13 protein-coding genes are annotated in these 19,070 nt (G+C 31.2%); 11 read left to right on the top strand and 2 right to left on the bottom strand.

What is annotated here, in order from left to right:
- Positions 1 to 10: 10 nt before the first annotated feature.
- From FDT66_RS07620 to FDT66_RS07605, 4 genes are all read left to right on the top strand, one after another.
- Complete coding sequence (locus FDT66_RS07620; RefSeq protein WP_138535573.1) at positions 11 to 1,543, top strand: RagB/SusD family nutrient uptake outer membrane protein; 1,533 nt, start codon at positions 11 to 13, stop codon at positions 1,541 to 1,543.
- 73 nt (positions 1,544 to 1,616) lie between these two features.
- Positions 1,617 to 3,104 carry a sulfatase-like hydrolase/transferase gene (locus FDT66_RS07615; RefSeq protein ID WP_138535572.1) on the top strand — a complete coding sequence of 496 codons (1,488 nt, stop codon included), beginning with the start codon at positions 1,617 to 1,619 and terminating at the stop codon, positions 3,102 to 3,104.
- Positions 3,105 to 3,124: 20 nt separating this feature from the next.
- The gene (locus FDT66_RS07610; RefSeq protein WP_171032342.1) at positions 3,125 to 4,339 is read left to right on the top strand and encodes a carboxypeptidase-like regulatory domain-containing protein; all 1,215 of its coding nucleotides are present in this window, start codon (positions 3,125 to 3,127) and stop codon (positions 4,337 to 4,339) included.
- 2 nt (positions 4,340 to 4,341) lie between these two features.
- Positions 4,342 to 5,877: a sulfatase gene (locus tag FDT66_RS07605; protein WP_138535570.1), complete on the top strand. Its 1,536-nt coding sequence runs from the start codon at positions 4,342 to 4,344 to the stop codon at positions 5,875 to 5,877.
- Positions 5,878 to 5,916: 39 nt separating this feature from the next.
- On the opposite strand, the gene FDT66_RS07600 is transcribed toward FDT66_RS07605, so the two are convergent.
- Positions 5,917 to 7,578, bottom strand: a complete 1,662-nt coding sequence (locus FDT66_RS07600; protein ID WP_138535569.1) for a sulfatase — start codon at positions 7,576 to 7,578, stop codon at positions 5,917 to 5,919.
- Positions 7,579 to 7,783: 205 nt separating this feature from the next.
- Here FDT66_RS07600 and FDT66_RS07595 point away from each other — a divergent pair, with 205 nt between their 5' ends.
- From FDT66_RS07595 to FDT66_RS07590, 3 genes are all read left to right on the top strand, one after another.
- On the top strand, positions 7,784 to 10,129 hold the full coding sequence (locus FDT66_RS07595) for a T9SS type A sorting domain-containing protein (protein WP_138535568.1): 2,346 nt from the start codon (positions 7,784 to 7,786) through the stop codon (positions 10,127 to 10,129).
- A 25-nt stretch (positions 10,130 to 10,154) separates the two neighbouring features.
- Positions 10,155 to 10,322 carry a hypothetical protein gene (locus tag FDT66_RS14020; RefSeq protein WP_171032341.1) on the top strand — a complete coding sequence of 56 codons (168 nt, stop codon included), beginning with the start codon at positions 10,155 to 10,157 and terminating at the stop codon, positions 10,320 to 10,322.
- A gap of 61 nt (positions 10,323 to 10,383) precedes the next feature.
- Positions 10,384 to 11,814, top strand: a complete 1,431-nt coding sequence (locus FDT66_RS07590) for a sulfatase family protein (RefSeq protein ID WP_138535567.1) — start codon at positions 10,384 to 10,386, stop codon at positions 11,812 to 11,814.
- Between the two features lies 1 nt (position 11,815).
- On the opposite strand, the gene FDT66_RS07585 is transcribed toward FDT66_RS07590, so the two are convergent.
- Entirely contained in the window at positions 11,816 to 12,856 is a 1,041-nt protein-coding gene (locus FDT66_RS07585) for a GntR family transcriptional regulator (protein WP_138535566.1), read from the bottom strand.
- 200 nt (positions 12,857 to 13,056) lie between these two features.
- Between FDT66_RS07585 and FDT66_RS07580 the strand changes: the two genes are divergently transcribed.
- The 4 genes from FDT66_RS07580 (at position 13,057) to FDT66_RS07565 (ending at position 19,058) form a co-directional block, all read left to right on the top strand.
- A complete protein-coding gene (locus FDT66_RS07580; protein WP_138535565.1) occupies positions 13,057 to 15,162 on the top strand; it encodes a bifunctional aldolase/short-chain dehydrogenase in 2,106 nt (701 codons plus the stop codon).
- A gap of 80 nt (positions 15,163 to 15,242) precedes the next feature.
- On the top strand, positions 15,243 to 16,523 hold the full coding sequence (locus tag FDT66_RS07575) for a sugar isomerase (protein ID WP_138535564.1): 1,281 nt from the start codon (positions 15,243 to 15,245) through the stop codon (positions 16,521 to 16,523).
- Positions 16,524 to 16,533: 10 nt separating this feature from the next.
- Positions 16,534 to 17,907 carry an FGGY-family carbohydrate kinase gene (locus FDT66_RS07570; protein WP_138535563.1) on the top strand — a complete coding sequence of 458 codons (1,374 nt, stop codon included), beginning with the start codon at positions 16,534 to 16,536 and terminating at the stop codon, positions 17,905 to 17,907.
- A 5-nt stretch (positions 17,908 to 17,912) separates the two neighbouring features.
- Positions 17,913 to 19,058: an alpha-hydroxy acid oxidase gene (locus tag FDT66_RS07565; RefSeq protein ID WP_138535562.1), complete on the top strand. Its 1,146-nt coding sequence runs from the start codon at positions 17,913 to 17,915 to the stop codon at positions 19,056 to 19,058.
- Positions 19,059 to 19,070 lie beyond the last annotated feature (12 nt).

The following is a 19,070-nucleotide window of genomic DNA, read 5'->3' as shown; positions in this document are numbered from 1 at the left end:
AAATAATATTATGAAACTTAAAAAATTATTAATTCTCGGAATATTAATTACAGGATTTTACTCTTGTGAGGCAGAGTTAGAAGAAGAAATTTTTTCTACATATAGTGCTGAAAATTTTTACAATAATGAAGAACAACTACAGGCACAAAATTTAGGAATTTATGAAGCTTTTAGACATGTAGTTTGGGAGCAGGATATGTACTTTTTAGTAAGCATGACAAGTAGATATGCAACCAGTAGAGTTCCAAGTTTTGCGTGGCATGCAGCGTACCAAACAGCAGACAGACAACCATTTAGATATGAAAGATTGTGGAATGTGGGTTACAACGCTATTTCTAGAGCAAATACAATTATAAAATACGTACCACTTTCTAGTTTCTTTGAAAAAAATCCTGAAATAGCAAAGCAATATATTGCTGAAGCAAGATGGATGCGTGCATATTCTTACTTTCAACTTACACAACTTTTTGGAGACTTACCATTGTATACAGAACCCGTAGAATCTGCAGATCCAGAAGTGTTGTTTAAAGCAAGAAGTTCCGTGCAAGATGTTTACAATGTAATAATAGAAGATTTAGAATTTGCTAGTGAAAACTTGCCAGTTTCTTGGAATAAAACAGGTACTGGTAGAGTTACAAAAGCTGGTGGAGCATTCTTATTAGGTAAAGTATATTTAACATCTGCAGGTTACCCACTTAACATAACAGCAAATTACCAAAAAGCTATAAACGCATTAAAACCATTGGCAGATAATTCTGGTGCTTATAACGTAGAATTATTATCAGATTGGAAAAGTGTTTTTAGCATAGCAAATGAAGGAAACAAAGAGGTAATTTTTGCACATGGTAATATTTATGAAAATTTATTAGGATCTGTTTTGCCATTTTGGACAAATCCTCAGTTTAGTGAGTTTGGTGGTATACAATCTAGAAATGGTAGTGGTTACCAAATTGCATGGCATCCAGATTTGTTAAATTTATATGAAGCTGGTGATACTAGATTAGCAGATGGGTTTACATATAGTTATACCAGAATAAATAACAATCAAACAATTACATATAGTAGAAATCCAATTAACGCAAGAGGTGCTAGGTACGAAGGCAGAAATGGAATTTCTATGACCAAATACCAAGATGGTGGTGCTATTGGAAACGTTATTCACTCTAAAGATCATATAGTATATAGATATGTAGATGCTTTTTTAATGTTAGCAGAAGCTTACAATGAAAATAATGAACCTGCAAAAGCATTACCATACTTAAAAATTGCTAGAGATAGAGTTAATGCAAGTACTATTACAACTACAAATCAAAACGCATTAAGAACCATTATTAGAGAAGAAAGAATTAGAGAGTTGTATGGTGAAATGGGAGAATTATTCGATGCTAGAAGATGGGATATTACTGAAGAAGAATTTAATAACCATAGATTAAGACAATGGAGAAACCCCAACTTACAATGGACAGATAGAAATAAATTAAGTCCAATACCTTTTGTAGAATTAGCAAAAAACCCTAATTTAACACAAAATCCAGACTGGTAAACTATATATCAAACTAATAATAGCTGTAAATATTTTTTACAGCTATTTTGGTTTTTAAACTAGATTTTTAAAAATGAAAAAACTATTAGCATATATACTTTTTCTTTGCATCTTTTCTTGTAAAATAAAAAAAGATGAAAGCAACCAAAAACCAGTTGGTGAAGAAAAACTTCCTAATTTGGTTATTGTATTATCAGATCAACATTCTGCAGATATGGTTGGTGCATATGGTAATACAGAAATCATAACTCCAAATTTAGATAAATTAGCTCAAGATGGAGTGCTTTTAAAAAATGCCTTTTCTAGTCAACCAGTATGTACACCTTTTAGAGGAATGCTTATGAGTGGTATGCATCCACTAAAAAATGGTGCTTTTGTGAATGATGTTCCATTATTACCAAACCAGAAAAAGCTGATGGCAGAAATTTTGAAAGAGAAAGGATATCAAACAGGTTATTTTGGAAAGTGGCATTTGCTTGGGGGAAATAGAAAAAGAGGTATTCCAAAAAACATGAGATATGGTTTTGACACCTTGTTAACTAATAATTGTCATGTAGATTTCAGACCAGGAAAAGCCTTCTTTTGGAACGAAAATGGAGAACAAAAATTTTTTGATGAGTGGGAACCTTACGCACAAACCAATCAAGCTATAGAGTATCTAAAAAATATAGACACTACAAAACCGTTTGCAATAGTTCTTTCTTTACATCCACCTCACGATTGGGGAAAATTTAAAGGAGAAGATGGCAAAATGCATTATAGATATGATACTTTAGAGGAGTTAATGCAACTTTATAATAGAGAAGAAATCACCTTAAGAAAGGACTTAGAAGATACTCCAGACAGACGAAGAATGTATCATGGTCACATGGCTCAAGTAAGTGGTATAGATATTGCTTTAGGTAGGTTAATGCAACAATTAAAAAATATGAATGCAGAAGAAAATACTTTGGTTGCTTTTACGTCAGATCATGGAGATATGTTAGAATCGCATAACGCAAAATTGCCTAAACAATATCCTCACGATTATTCTAATAAAGTTCCATTTATCATAAAATATCCGAAAAAAATTCAACCAAATTTAAAATCGGAAACTTTATTAGGAACAATGGATATTTTACCAACAATATTGAGTTATATGGATATAAAAACAGATATAGATTTTGATGGTAAAGATTTATCGAATAAAATCGTTGAAAACAAAGTAAGTAAAAACGACTATGTTCCTATTTGGAATTACAGAATTGGAAGAGCAAAAAATAATAATTGGCGAGGTGTAGAAACTCAAAAATACACCTATTCTATCTCAACAGAACCAAATAATCCTTTGACAAATGTGTTGTTTGATAGAGAAAAAGATCCAAACCAACTTAACAATTTATTTAATAATTCTAGCTATGCATCTGTGCAAAAAAAATTAAATAATTACACTAAAGAGTGGATGGAAATGTATGATGACGAATTTTACGGAGCTAAAGAATTTAATGCTGTAAAACCAGAAAGTGAATGGACATATAATTATACATATCAACCAATAGAATTATTAAAAAAGAAAAAATAAAATTAAAAACAAACATTATTTTGAACTTAAAAATATCTCTTTCAAAAAGCTACTTAATAATACTATTTCTTATTGCGAGCACAAATTTTTTTGGGCAGAAAAATATAGAAATAGAAGGTGTAGTTGTTGACGAATCTGAAAACCCAATACCCTATGCAGCTGTTGGTATTCCTTCTAAACAAATAGGAACCGCAACAAATGATGATGGAGGTTTTTACTTAAAATTGTCAGCAGACAATCTTTCTGATACTTTAGAAATCTCAACCATTGGTTTTAAAACCTATCGTGTAAAAATTCAAGATTATATAGACTCAAAAACTAAAAAAATTACACTAGTTGAAAATGTAGTAACATTAGATGCTATTGTTTTAGAAAAGACAGATGACATTGTAAAAAAAGCTCTCAAAAAACTAAAAAAAACCACATTAAGCGACAAACATCAAATGGATATATTATACAGAAGATCTTCTGTAGAAAATGGCAAAACGCGCTTTTTGGTAGAGCATCTGTTAAATGTTATCGATTATGGACCATCTGATATTCGTTTTGATGAAGTTGGTTTGGCTGAAGTCAGAAAATCTGCAGACTACAGATTTGCTTTTAAAAAACAACCTGTACATGCCATTCATATTATGGCACAAGTAAATCCTTTACGACAAGACATTTATGTGAAAGATTATGATTGGGAGAGAATTAGTGACACCTCCTATGATGGAGAAGATGTTTTGGTAATACAAGGAACAAAAAAAAATCAAAAAACACATAAATCTCAAAATTGGATAAAGTTTTATATAGGCTTAGACACCTATGGTATTTATAAAGTTGATGTTTCTAGATTCGCATCAAAATTTGCGGGACTAACAGCTACTTACATTTATAAAAAAAATGACGAAGGAAAATTGGTATTAAGCTATCACAACAGAGAAGCGAGATTTAGAACACCAATAACTGCTCAAAAACAAAAATTATTAAATATTAAAAATAAAAACATACAAAGTTCTTACAGACATGAAGCTATAGTTCTAAAGATAGAAAAAGATAGAAAAAAGTTTGAGGTAAAAAATCCAATTTACGACAGAAAAGACATTGGAGATTATGAAGTAGATTATCATCCAGAATTCTGGAAAACTGTTGTACTACCTCCAGAAACAAAATTTTATAAAAAATCGGTAAAAGATTTAGAGTCTATTTATGGAGTTCCTTTGGAAACGCAATTTAAAGCAGTAAACAAATAAACATGAAAAAAATACTATTCATACTTTTTTTTTGCACAACAACATTAACTATAAATGCACAAAAAGAATCACCTCCAAATGTAGTTTTTATTTTAGCTGATGATTTAGGTTGGAGCGATGTTACTCTTTATGGAAAAACAAAATTGTATGAAACCCCCAATTTAGAAAGACTAGCAGCAAGAGGCATCACTTATACAAGAGCGTATGCTGCAAGCCCACTTTGTTCACCAACAAGAGCAAGTATTTTAACAGGACAAACACCTGCAAGAACAGGTATTACTGCGCCCACTGCACATTTAGGAAAAGTAAAACTTAAAGCCTCTTTAAATACTGGAACTGGTCCTGCAAATAAGTCTGTTATTTTAGAATCTGTTACCAGATTAGATAACAAATTACCAACTTTAGGAAAACAGTTTAAAAATGCTGGTTATCAAACTGCACATTTTGGCAAATGGCATTTGGGTACAGACCCATACTCACCTCTTCAGCATGGTTTTAATGTAGATATTCCTCATTTTGCAGGTCCAGGTCCTGCTGGAAGCTTTGTTGCTCCTTGGAAATATAAAAATTTCAAAGAAAAATATGCAAAAGAACATATAGAAGATAGAATGGCAGATGAAGCTGTTTCTTGGTTGCGCAATATTGATAAAACCAAGCCTTTTTTTATGAATTATTGGCAATTTTCTGTTCATGCTCCTTTTGATGCTAAAGAAACATTAAAAAAATATTATAGAACAAAAGTAGATTTGTCTGATGAACAACATTCTGTAACTTATGCAGCAATGGTACATTCTATGGATGATGCTATTGGTCGTTTGTTAGACGAATTAGATAGATTAGGCTTGAGTAAAAACACTATAATCGTTTTTACTAGTGATAATGGAGGAAACATGTATAATGGCGTAACAGATGTTTTGCCAAATGGCGAAAAATATTTTGCTCCACCAACAAGTAATAGACCTTTAAGAGGAGGAAAAGCAACCATGTTTGAGGGCGGCGTTAGAGTACCAACTATTATTTCTTATCCAGGAATTACTCCACCAGGAACTACCAATGATGCTCTAATACAATCAACAGATTTTTATCCAACATTACTAAGTTTAGCAGGTTTAAAAATGCCAAAAAATCATCCTGTAGATGGTATAGATATTACAGAAACTTTGAAAGGGAAAGATATAAAAAGAGATGGGATATATACTTATTTTCCACATCAACCAGGAGTTCCAGATTGGTTACCAACTTCTATTTCTGTACATTCAGACGATTGGAAATTAATTCGCTTATTCCACCAGGGAAACAATTTTAAACACGATTATTTATTGTACAACCTTAAATGGGACATTAGTGAACATAACAATTTAGCAAAAACATATCCAAAAAAAGTAGCTGAATTAGATAAGTTAATTGAAAAACATCTAAAAGATACCAAAGCAATTGTACCCATACCAAATCCAAAGTTTGACCCAACCAGATACAAACCAGAAAATATTGGCAAACAAAATGGTGGTTTAAAAGGAAAGAAATTGGAGATAAACTAATTATAAGAAAAAAGGGAAGCCATTTAGCTTCTCTTTTTTTTATTCATTTTGACCAATCAAATCTTTAAAAGGAACATCTCTAACTTCCTTTTCAGGATTATAATCAGGATTTAATTTTGGCCAATAACGTTTGTCTACATTTTCCTCTAACCAAGTAACCAAATCTTTAAACAAAGCATCTCCTTGGTCTTTGTTTGTAGTATATAAATCGTTTTTCTCAAAAGGATCTTTTTCTATATCGTACAAATGCAAACGTCCATACCAATCAAAAATCAATTTAAAATTTCCTTTTCTTATTGCTGAGTGGGGTGTTAACGCATGACCATCGTAAGGACTTTTATAAATAACATTAAAAGGGTAATGCCAATAATGGGCGTCTTTTTTATAGGTCTTACTTTCGTTTTTAATATCTGATAGTAATCCTATGACACTCTCACCATCCAAATTATTTTCAGTAACAATTTGCTTAGCATCATAACCAGCAGCTTCTAAAATAGTAGGAAAAATATCTGAACAATCTACAGCAGTATCTACCCATTTTCCACCTTCAATTTTTCCTTTCCAACGAAATACAAGTGGCACTCTAATTCCACCTTCTGTTAAACATGCTTTTCCACCTAAAAAAGGATAATTTTCAGTTCCATTTCCATCTGGAGTAATTTCACCATCAATTCCTCCATTGTCAGACATAAAAACAACTAAAGTATTTTCTTCAATTCCAGTCTCTTTTAATTTGTCTAAAATTTTGCCTACAGATCTGTCCATACTTTTAATCATAGAAGCATAAATAGCATTGTCTTGTCCGTTAAAACCTCTTGTTTTTTTTGAATTGAAATAATCAATTTCGTCTTTTTTGCCTTGATAAGGAGAATGAACTGCAAAATGAGAAAAATATAAAAAGAAAGGTTTGTTTTTGTTTTTTGCCTTTTCTTCGATATAATTTAGAGCTTGAATGGTTAAATCGTCTGTTAAATATTTTTCTCCTGTTACATTTCCAGCATCACCTATTTCCCACTCTTCTTGTGGCATTTTAGGAAAACGCGCTTTTGTTTTTTGGTTCCAACCATTTACCCAGTTGAAATAAGTAGAACCTCCACCATCAAAATAAGCTAATGTTTTAAATCCATTGTCTTTAGGTTGAAAACCCTTTGCGCCAAAACCACCAATATGCCATTTACCAATAAAGGCAGATTCATAATCTTTTAGAGCTTCTGCTATAGACAATTCATCTAAATTAGTTTGTGCATGTTTTCCTGTAGGAACAGCAGAATTAGAAGTTCCGTTTATATGAGGTTGTTCTATTAAAATATTGTCTTTATGCTCTAAAACATCATTAGCATAATAACCTTCTGGTATCTCTAAATTTTGATTGTAATAGGTATTTCTATGAGGCATTGCTGTAGTAAAACCGACTCTTGCAGCATATTTCCCCGTTAAAATACTCGCTCTTGTTGGCGAACACAATTGATTCGCATACGCTTGTGAAAAAGAGACACCCTCATTCATTAATTTGTTAATATTTGGTGTTTCATAAAAAGTGCTATCAATTGAAGTATTTAAGAATTTAGCAGCATATGCTTGCGTATCTACAATACCATAATCATCTGCCAAAATAAAAATGATATTCGGTTTTTTAACTTCTTGCTTTTTACAAGAAAAAATAAAGATGATAGAAAATAATAAAAGACAAAAATTTTTCATTTTAGTTGATTTGTTTGGAAGATAAACATAAGCCATTTATAAAAAACAACTGTCCTGTTCTTTATGGTTTTAATATTTCTAAAATCTACCAACAAGATAGAGCAGGATAGTAAGAACTACTCATATTTCTATATTTGAAAATAGACTTTTTTAAATTATATTAAGGTTCTGATAATTAACTAATTAATAATTTTATTATACAATTATGATGAGAAAAATACTTTTACTGATGGTGTTTACATTTAGTTTTCATTTTGTAAATGCTCAAACAATTAATGATGCAAATATTTTAATGTACCTAGATTTTGAGGGTGATTTAGTAGATGCAAAAGGTAATTTTACATTCGCACAACAAACTACAGGTTCAGCAACAACGCCTATTTCTTATAGCTCAACTGAGGGTAAATTCGGGCAGTATGGGGTTTTTAATAATTCTTCTTACGAAAGTTCTGGAAATACAGTGTACAATACATCTAATGATGTAAGTATCGCTTTGTGGGTAAGAATTGATAATAGCGAAAATTTAGCAGCTAGTCAAATTACAACAATATTTGATATGAATAATGGAGCTGCTGCTGGAACTGCTGATGATGGACAACCTCAATTACGTTTTAGAAGTAATTCATCTTCTTTAGCTAATGAATTTGTAACTTCTATTCCAGGTTCAGAAATATATTCAAATACTAGAGTTAATAAAGAGCGTTGGTATCATGTCGCTGTTGTCCATGATGTAACTGCAAAAAGTTGGAGCTACTATATAAATGGAGTTTTAGACACTCAGCAAACATATACAACATCTCCTAGAAATGCTCAAGAGGCTTTAGTCCTTGGAACGCAAAAAGCAGGTCAAACTGGACAAGCAATTTTAGGAGATATGGATGATTTTTTAATCACTTCAGAACTTTTAAGTGCAGAACAAATAAAAACAATTATGGATTTTGGAGTTGAGGCTGCAAGATCTACAACTGCCACTACAAAAACTTGGTTAGGTACAACATCAGACTGGGATACAGCATCAAACTGGAGCCCTAGTGGAGTACCTTCTGGGTCTAATGACGTTATTATAGATGATGGAACAGCTAATGACCCTGTAGCTTCAGGAGCAATATCTGCCAATAATATTATTGTTCAAGAAAATGCATCATTAACTGTTAATGGAACATTTACAGCAAATAATGTTTCTGTTTATGATGGAGCAAGTTTAATCGCAAAAAGTACAATAACAATTTCAGGAAATTTTACTTATAATACTATTACTACAGATCCAACTGGAGCACCTCTTGAATGGCATTTATTATCTTCTCCTGTTTCTGGAGAAACTTACGATAATGATTGGATTGAGATAAACTATATTGGAACTGGTACAGCAGCAAATAGAGCTATTTCATTATATGATAATACAACAGACGCAGATGGAGATTGGACATATTTTCAAGCAGGTTCTCCTGCTGAAACATTTAATTCAGGAGAAGGTTTTTCAACAAGAAAAGTTTCTTATGAATCTGCAAAAGATGAAGAAATTTATGCGTTTATAGGTTCTTTTCCAGATGCAGATGTAACTACTACAATAAATCAAAGTGCCAATAATTGGAATTTATCTGGAAATCCTTTTCCTTCTTACATAAGAGTTTCTGAGTTAGTTGCAAATAACACTAGTAGCTTAAGTGGTGCTTTTCAAACTGTATATGTTTGGGACTCTTCTTTAGACTCAGGAAACGGTTTGTATACCTCTTTGGCTGGTACAGATTATATTGCTCCTGGACAAGGATTCTTTGTAAACGCAGCAAACTCTACTGCAGGCAATTTTGTATTTGCAGAATCTTTACAAAGTCACCAAACTGGTGTAACGTTTTACAAAAGCAATGCTCCAAAAATTAGCTTATCAATTTTTGACGGAAATAAAACAAGACAAACAGAAGTTAGTTACAACTCGAATAATAAATTAGGCTTAGATCCTGGTAATGATATTGGACTGTTTACAGGAATATCTTCAAACTTTAGTGTCTATACAGAGATATTAGAAGATAATACAGGTATTAGTTTTGAGAGACAAGCATTGCCAGATTCCAATTATGAGAGTATGATAGTTCCTGTTGGTGTTATCGCAGACGCAGGAAAAGAAATTACTTTTAAAGCAGACGTACAAAATTTACCAAGCGGAATACAAGTATACTTAGAAGATAGAGTTGCAAAAACTTACACTTTACTAGATACTTCATCTAACCATACTGTTGTGTTAGACACAAAACAAAATGGAACAGGAAGATTTTACATGCATACAAGTGCCTCTAGTGTTTTAAGTACAGATAATGTTTTACTAAACTCTATCTCAATCTACAAAACTCTTAATTCTACAGTTAGAATAGCAGGATTAGAGGAAGGTAAAACTACTTTTCAATTGTACAATGTTTTAGGCAAGCAAATCGTGAATACCACTTTTAATGCAAATGGAACAAAAGATATTTCTTTACCAGATTTAACTGCTGGAATTTATCTTGTAAAACTTCAAACTGAAACAGGAAGTTTAAGCAAAAAAATAATTTTAGAATAATAACGAGAATTAAAATAGATTCAAGATGAAAAACAACAATACAAACAAACCAGAAATTTCTCGTAAAGAAGCAATTAAAAAAATAGGAAATTATGGTAAATATGCAGCTTTAACTGCATTAGGAACCTATATGATTTTAAACCCACAAAAAGCGCAAGCACAAAGTCCAGAAGCTCCTGGAACTGGTTTTTAAAAATCTAGATACTAATCAAAAAAGCCTTGAAAATTTCAAGGCTTTTTTGATACCAACAATTATGAAGATAAAACTACTACTGTTTCTATTTGCATGTTCGAGTCTTTTTGCTCAAAAAAAACCAAATATTATTATCATTTTTACAGATGATCATGGTTATGCAGATATTGGTGTAAATGGTGCTGTAGAAGATATCAAAACACCAAATATAGATTTGTTGGCTAAAAATGGCGTAAGAATGACTTCTGGTTATATTACTGCACCACAATGTATTCCTTCTAGAGCAGGTTTACTTACAGGAAGGTATCAACAAAAATTTGGATTAGATCAAAATGGAACAATTCCACTTCCTTTAGAAGAAATTCTAATTTCACAAAGATTACAAAAAGCAGGTTACACAACAGGAATGGCTGGTAAATGGCATTTAGATCCTAATCCTGGTTCTTTAGAATGGATAAAAAAACATCTGCCAGAATACAATCAAACAGAAAAAAGAAAAATACGTATTCCACAAAAATTAAAACTTCCTTATGCTAGTTTTAATAGAGGTTTCGATTATGCGTTTGAAGGTTATATTAATACCTATAACGCAAATTATACATTAGAGAATGGAGCTAAAATACAGCCCAAAATAGTAAAAGAAAAAGGGTATCGTTTAGAAATTCAAACACAAGCTGCAGTTACTTTTATCAAAAAAAATAAAGAAAAACCTTTCTTTTTTTATCTTCCGTATTTTGCTCCTCATGTTCCATTAGAAGCTACTAAAAAATACTTGGATAGATTTCCAGATAAAATGCCAGAAAGAAGAAAACATGCTTTAGCGATGTTGTCTGCAATAGATGATGGTGTTGGAGAAATAAAACAAACTTTAAAAGATTTAAAAATTGATAAAAACACACTTATATTTTTTATAAGTGACAATGGTGCTCCTTTAAAAATTTACAAAGAAGACAAACCCATTTCTTTTAAAGGTGGTGCTTGGGATGGTTCTTTAAATACGCCTTTTGTTGGCGAAAAAGGAATGCTCTCTGAAGGAGGAATAAGAGTGCCTTTTATTGTGAACTGGCCAGCAGTTTTACCAAAAGGAAAAGTTTATGACAAGCAAGTAATTTCTTTAGATGCTGCTGCAACAGCCATTTCTGTTGCTGGTTTAGCTAAAGATGAGAATTTAGACGGTGTAGATTTAATTCCTTTTTTAACAGGTGAAAAAAAAGGAGAACCTCATACTTCTTTATTTTGGAGATTTTGGTCTCAATCTGCTATAAGAGAAGGCAATTATAAGTATTTAAAGTTTGGTGAAAGAGAATTTTTATTTAATGTCACTACAAAAGAACACGAGCAAAATAATCTCATTAAAAAACATCCCAAAATTGCAGAAAGATTAAAAAACAAACTTATAAAATGGTCTGAAACTCTAAAAATTAAAGGAATAAACTTTAAAACTAGAGAAAGTGAAAAACAATGGTTTGATTATTATTTCCCAGAAAGATAAATTATAAAGACTTTCTATCAATAAAGTTAAAAGGCACTTTAAATTGCCCTTTTTTCTTTTCAACAATCATTTTTGCTGCAGTTTCACCCATGACTTTAAAATCAGTAGAAATTACTGTTATTCCTAAAAGTTCTTTTAATGGCGTATCATTATAAGATATTACACCAACCTCTTCACCTAAAATAAATTCATCTTCTCTTATTTGTTTTACCAAGTTTACCAAATCAGACTCTTCAATGGTGACAAATAAATCTCCCTTTTTAATAATAATATCTTCATAAACTTCTTCTAGAATTTCAAATTTTATGTCATGCTCTACACAAAATTTTCTAAAACCATGTAGTATTCTCTTAGGATAAGGGTAAACTGTTTTTCTTGGGTAAAACAGCATTAGATTTTCATATTTTTTAATCTTTGGATACGCTTCGTTTAAGGCGTTGTATATATCATTTTCAAAATCTTGAAAAATCTCTACAGCACCACCTTCCATACCTTCTTTTAGATTATCTAAAATAACTAGTTTTTCTTTTGGTATTTTCTTCAAAGATTTTAAAACTTCATCTGTGTAACTAATATGGGTTAATTGCTCAGTTATAAAGTGTGGCATTATAACGTAATAATCATATGCAGATTTGTTTTTGGCAATTAAATTTAAAAACAAAGATTCATCACAATGATAGATGTGCAAATCTGTATGAGAATTTGCTCCAATATTATCTATAAAAGAATTATAAATTCTTAATTTATAAGAACTTAACTTATTAATTAAAAATAAAATATTAACTTTAGATATTAATTTAGTTCGTGTAATATAATATCCTTTCCCTTTTATTGAAGATATAATATTACGTTCTTTTAAAATATTATATGCTTTTTCTACAGTATCTCTAGAAAGATAAAATTCTTCGCTAAATTTATTTATAGAAGGTATTTTTTGATCTATAGTTAAATTACCATTAGAAATATTTGCTATAATTTCATTTACAATTTGTTGGTATTTTGGAATCCTAGAATTTTCATCAATAGAAATAAAGCTGAACATATATGATATAAAAGTTATTTAATTCGCAAATAAGCGAATAATTATTATTAGAAGCAAATTAATAGATTTTAAAAGAATAACCAAGTAGAAACTTATTTCATTCTACTATTTTATTAAAAAATAAATAGCAACCACATAGTACAGGATACAAATTGTTTGTTCTAATAATAAATTCGCTTTATAATACTTTAACAATTCTTATGGAAACTAACACAAAAACATTTAAGTACGTAGATTATTTATGGGATCAAGAAAAAGCAGATGCTTTAGGAGATGATCAAGTAGCATTATTTTTATATCGATCTAATATTTTAGGTGCAGACTTAAGAATTACTAATTATGGTGGTGGAAACACAAGTTGTAAAACCATAGAAAAAGATCCTTTAACAAATGAAGATGTTGAAGTAATGTGGGTAAAAGGTTCTGGTGGTGATATTGGAACTTTAGATAGAGCAGGTATTGCTGGTTTATACACAAGTAGATTACGTGACTTAAAAAAAGTGTACAAAGGTTTGCATGATGAAGATAGAATGGTTGGTTTATTTAACCATTGTATTTACGATTTAGACAGTAAAGCACCTTCTATTGATACACCTTTACATGGATTATTGCCATTTGCGCATATAGATCATTTACATCCAGATGCATTAATTGCAGTTGCCGCAGCAAAAGATAGCGAAAAGGTAACCAAAGAAATTTGGGGAGATACAATGGGTTGGGTTCCTTGGCAAAAACCAGGTTTCGATTTAGGTTTACAATTAGAGCAATGTTTGGCAGACAATCCAGGAATTAGGGGAATCGTTTTAGGTTCTCACGGTTTATTTACATGGGGAGATACCTCTTACGAATCTTACATGAATAGTTTAGAAGTTATAGAAATGGCTTCTGAATATATTGAGAAAAAAATCAAAGAAAATGGTCAGGTTTTTGGTGGACAAAAAGTAGAAAGCTTACCAGCAGCAGAACGTAAAGAAAAAGCAGCACAATTAATGCCATTATTAAGAGGATTATGTTCTTCTGAAAATAGAATGATTGGGCATTTTTCTGATACAGATGTTGTAATGGAATATATTAATAGTAATGATTTAGAGCGTTTAGCGCCAATGGGAACTTCATGTCCAGATCATTTCTTAAGAACGAAAATTCAACCTTTAGTTTTAAAATTAGATAAAAATCAAGATTTATCTGATACAGAAGCTATCAGAAAAGAATTAGAGCCAGCTTTTGCTGCTTATAGACAAGAATATGTAGATTATTATAATACTTGTAAAAAAGACAATAGTCCAGCAATTAGAGATTCAAATCCAGTAATTATAATTTATCCTGGAGTTGGTATGTTTAGTTTTGCTAAAAACAAACAAACAACAAGAGTTGCCAACGAGTTTTATATTAATGCAATTAATGTAATGAGAGGTGCAGAGGCAATTTCTGCTTACACATCTTTACCAAGACAAGAAGCTTTTGATATTGAGTATTGGCTATTAGAAGAGGCTAAATTACAACGTATGCCAAAAGAATTACCATTATCACGTAAAATAGCAGTTGTAACTGGTGCTGGAGGTGGAATTGGTAAAGCAATTGCAGATAAACTTGCTGCTGAAGGAGCAAATGTTGTGTTAACAGACATTAACGAAGCTAGTTTAATTGAAGCAAATGCTACCTACAAAAGAGATGTAGCAACCTATGCAATTTGTGATGTAACCAATACAGATTCTATTGCATCTGCTTATAAAGCTGCTTGTTTAGAGTTTGGTGGTGTAGATATTATTGTACATAGTGCAGGTTTAGCAATTTCTAAAGCTTTAGAGGATACAACAGATAAGGATTGGAATATTTTACAAAATATTTTAGTAAAAGGTCAATTTGATTTGGCTAAACAATCTGTAGAAATTATGCGCAAGCAAAATTTAGGTGGAGATTTTATTTCTATTGCTAGTAAAAACGGATTGGTTGCAGGACCAAACAACGTAGCTTATGGAACATCAAAAGCAGCACAACAACACATGGTACGTTTGTTAGCTGCAGAATTAGGTAAAGATAAAATTAGAGTAAATACAGTAAATCCTGATGGAGTTATTGTAGGAAGCAAAATTTGGGAAGGTGCTTGGGCAGAAGGTAGAGCAAAGGCAAACGGAATTACTGTTGAAGAATTACCAGCATTTTACGCCAAAAGAAACTTATTAAACGAAATTATTACGCCAGACGATATTGCTAATGGAGTGTTTTCTCTAGTTGGTATTTTAGATAAATCTACAGGAAATATTATTAATGTAGATGGTGGAATGGCCAATGCATTTGTAAGGTAATAAAAGAAAAAGTTTATTAACAAAACTTCCATAAATTACCTTTATTTTTTATGGAAGTTTTCTATTTTTAAAACTAAATTATGAAATTAACAAAACAACATATAGAAGATGATAATAAGAAAAGTCTTTCTTCTCAAAATAACAGCTATAACTTTTTAGCAAACTCTCTAACTTCTCAAGGATATAATGTAGATACTATCATATCTAAATTATCAGAATTTCAAGTAGCAATTCCAAGTTGGGCTTTAGGTGCTGGAGGAACTCGTTTTGGACGTTTTTCATTTTATGGAGAACCATCAACCTTAGAACAAAAAATAGATGATGTTGGTATTCTTCACTCGTTAACACAAACTGCTGGCGCTGTTTCTTTGCATATTCCATGGGATATTCCTTCAGATTATAGAGCTATTAAACAACAAGCAGATAGTTTAAACATCAAATTCGATTCAGTAAACTCTAACACTTTTCAAGATCAAAAAAATGCAGAAGAAAGTTATAAATACGGCTCTTTAAGCAATACAAGCAAAGCAGTTAGAGACCAAGCTATTCAACATAATATAGATGTTATAAATATTGGAAATCAATTAGGCTCTAAAAGCTTAACAGTTTGGTTGGCAGATGGTTCTTGTTTTCCAGGGCAAAATAATTTTCAAACAGCTTTTCAAAACACTCAAAATAGCTTACAGGAAATTTATAAAGGTTTGCCAGATGATTGGAAAATGTTAATCGAATACAAACCTTATGAACCAAATTTTTATTCGACTGTAATTCAAGATTGGGGAGTTTCTCTAATGTTGGCAAATGGTTGTGGAGATAAAGCATTTACTTTGGTTGATTTAGGACATCATTTACCAAATAGTAATATCGAGCAAATTGTTGCCATTTTACAATTAAAAGGCAAACTAGGTGGTTTTCATTTTAACGACAGCAAGTATGGTGATGACGATTTAACTGTGGGTAGTATTAAGCCTTATGCCTTATTCTTGATTTTTAATGAATTAGTGTATGGAATGGAAAATAATCCTCAAAATCCAGATTTAGCTTGGATGATAGATGCAAGTCACAATGTAAAAGATCCTTTAGAAGATTTGATACAGTCTTTAGAAGCCATTCAAGAAGCATATGCTAAAGCATTATTGGTAGATCAAGATGCTCTAAGAACTGCGCAATTAGAAAATGATGTTGTAAAGTGTCAAGAAATTTTGCAAGGTGCCTTTAGAACAGACGTTAGACCTTTATTAGCAGCTGCTAGATTAAAAACCGGTGGTGCAATTAATCCATTACAAAGCTATAGAAATTTAGCTGTAAGAGAGGCTTTAATTAAGGAAAGAGGAAAAAATACAGTAGCAACAGGATTGTAAAAAAGCAAACATGAAACAAAAAGTAACTGCCGTTTTCGATATTGGAAAAACAAATAAAAAGTTTTTTCTTTTTGATAAAAAATACAAAGAAGTATACAGAGAATATGCCTCTTTTGAAGAGATAAAAGATGAAGACGGCTATCCTACAGAAAATTTAGCGGCGTTACAAACATGGTTAAAAGAACTGTTTGAAAGAATATTACATCATGATAAATACATCATAAAAGCTATAAATTTTTCCACTTATGGTGCAAGTTTCGTGCATTTAGATGAAGATGGAAATCCTTTAACACCTCTTTATAATTATACCAAAGAAATTGACTCAAATTTAGTAGATAATTTCTACGAAAAATACGGTCCAGAATTAGAATTAACAAGAACTACAGGCTCACCAAAATCTGGACTTTTAAATTCTGGAATGCAATTGTATTGGATTAAACATACCAAGCCAGAAATATTTAAAAAAATAAAATATTCGTTGCATTTACCACAATACTTAAGTTTTATTTTTACTGGAATTCCTTTTAGTGAATATACCAGTATTGGTTGTCATACGTCTTTATGGAATTATGAAGAAAAAGATTATCATAGTTGGGTTTATAAAGAAGAAATACACAAAATTTTACCTCCAATTGTTTCTACAGAAACTAGTGTAAACATGAATTACAATGGTAAAAGAGTAAAAATTGGTGTGGGCATTCATGATAGCTCCTCTGCTCTACTTCCTTATGTGAGAAGCGTAAAAAAACCATTTGTTTTGGTGTCTACAGGAACTTGGTCTATTGCATTGAATCCTTTTTCTGATGTTCCATTAACGAATGAAGAGACAGAAGCAGGTTGTATAAATTATATGCGAATTAATGGAAAACCAGTAAAATCTTCAAGACTATTTTTAGGAAATGAATACAAATTACAAGTAGCAGAATTAGCCAAAAAATTTAATGTAGATGAAGATTATCATAAAACAGTAAAATTTGAATACGATGCTTATTTTGAAATTATAAAAGAATTTCAATATTGTTTCCGTTGGAAATCTTTTTCTGATAAAAACATGCCTAAAAAAACATCTTATTCTTATAATACTTTTGAACATGCATATCATCAATTAATGATAGAGTTAGCTAAATTACAAGTACTAAGCATTAAAAGAATAGCAGACACACAAGAAATAGATCGCTTGTATGTTGATGGCGGTTTTACCGATAATGATTTGTATATAAAACTATTATCTCACTACCTAAGAGGTATGAAATTGAGAACAACAAAAGCTTCTTTAGGTTCTGCTTTAGGAGCAGCAATAGCAATTTCTGATTCTAAACTAAACTCTAAATTCTTAAAAAAGAATTATGCGTTAAAAAAACACGTTCCTTTTATTATCAAATAAAAATCATGGCAATAAAAATAGATACACGTTATCCATCTGTAGATGACCTTAGAAATAAAGCTAAAAAGAAAATTCCAAAATTTGCTTTTGAATATTTAGATGGTGGTTGCAATGAAGATGTAAATTTACATAGAAATACATCAGAATTAAGAGAAGTACAATTAAAGCCAAATTATTTAAGAAATCATGGAGGTTCATCCACCAAAACAAAATTATTTGGTATTGAATATGATGCCCCTTTTGGGATAGCTCCTGTTGGTTTACAAGGATTGATGTGGCCAAATTCACCAGAAATTTTAGCAAAAGCTGCATTTAAACACAACATTCCGTTTATTTTAAGTACAGTTACTACAACAAGTATCGAAAGAGCTTCAGAATTAACCGAAGGTAAAGCTTGGTTTCAATTATATCATCCAACTGAAGATCGTTTAAGAGACGATATTATTAAAAGAGCTGAAGCTGCAGAATGTCCTGTTTTAGTTATTTTATGTGATGTTCCAAGTTTTGGTTTTAGACCAAGAGATATAAGAAATGGGTTGGCAATGCCTCCAAAAATGAATGTAAGTAATATTTTACAAGCTTTTGGAAGACCTCATTGGAGTTTACAAACTTTAAAACATGGTATCCCAAATTTTGCAAACTTGTTACCATATATGCCTAAAAATTTAGATTTAAAACAATTGGGTAAATTTATGGATCAGACTTTTTCTGGACGTTTAAATGAAGAAAAAATCAAACCAATTCGTGATATGTGGAAAGGTAAAATTGTACTAAAAGGTGTAGCTTCTCATTACGATGCAGAACAGGCAATACGTTTAGGTTTAGACGGAATTATTGTTTCTAATCACGGAGGAAGACAATTAGATGCAGGAGAATCTACCATAAAACCATTAGCTTCTATATCAGAAAAATATGGCGATCAAATCGAAGTAATGATGGATAGTGGAATTCGTTCTGGTGTTGATGTTGCAAGATCTCTAGCTTCTGGAGCAAAATTTACATTTATGGGACGTTCTTTTATGTATGGTGTAGCTGCTTTGGGAAATAAAGGAGGAGACCATACAATATCTTTAATTAAAACAGAACTACAACAAGTAATGGAACAAATTTGCTGTGAGCGCGTAGAAGATTTTCCAAATCACTTAATATAACTAATCAAAAAT

Origin of the sequence: Polaribacter aestuariivivens (assembly GCF_005885675.1) — a bacterium.
In the GTDB taxonomy this organism is placed as follows: Bacteria; Bacteroidota; Bacteroidia; order Flavobacteriales; family Flavobacteriaceae; genus Polaribacter; species Polaribacter aestuariivivens.
This window is presented reverse-complemented; position numbering and strand designations above follow the sequence as displayed.

Coding starts and splice junctions, on each gene's coding strand:
- FDT66_RS07620 (WP_138535573.1), top strand. CDS start 11: ATGAAACTTAAAAAATTATTAATTCTCGGAATATTAATTACAGGATTT.
- FDT66_RS07615 (WP_138535572.1), top strand. CDS start 1,617: ATGAAAAAACTATTAGCATATATACTTTTTCTTTGCATCTTTTCTTGT.
- FDT66_RS07605 (WP_138535570.1), top strand. CDS start 4,342: ATGAAAAAAATACTATTCATACTTTTTTTTTGCACAACAACATTAACT.
- FDT66_RS07600 (WP_138535569.1), bottom strand. CDS start 7,578: ATGAAAAATTTTTGTCTTTTATTATTTTCTATCATCTTTATTTTTTCT.
- FDT66_RS07595 (WP_138535568.1), top strand. CDS start 7,784: ATGATGAGAAAAATACTTTTACTGATGGTGTTTACATTTAGTTTTCAT.
- FDT66_RS14020 (WP_171032341.1), top strand. CDS start 10,155: ATGAAAAACAACAATACAAACAAACCAGAAATTTCTCGTAAAGAAGCA.
- FDT66_RS07590 (WP_138535567.1), top strand. CDS start 10,384: ATGAAGATAAAACTACTACTGTTTCTATTTGCATGTTCGAGTCTTTTT.
- FDT66_RS07585 (WP_138535566.1), bottom strand. CDS start 12,856: ATGTTCAGCTTTATTTCTATTGATGAAAATTCTAGGATTCCAAAATAC.
- FDT66_RS07580 (WP_138535565.1), top strand. CDS start 13,057: ATGGAAACTAACACAAAAACATTTAAGTACGTAGATTATTTATGGGAT.
- FDT66_RS07575 (WP_138535564.1), top strand. CDS start 15,243: ATGAAATTAACAAAACAACATATAGAAGATGATAATAAGAAAAGTCTT.
- FDT66_RS07570 (WP_138535563.1), top strand. CDS start 16,534: ATGAAACAAAAAGTAACTGCCGTTTTCGATATTGGAAAAACAAATAAA.
- FDT66_RS07565 (WP_138535562.1), top strand. CDS start 17,913: ATGGCAATAAAAATAGATACACGTTATCCATCTGTAGATGACCTTAGA.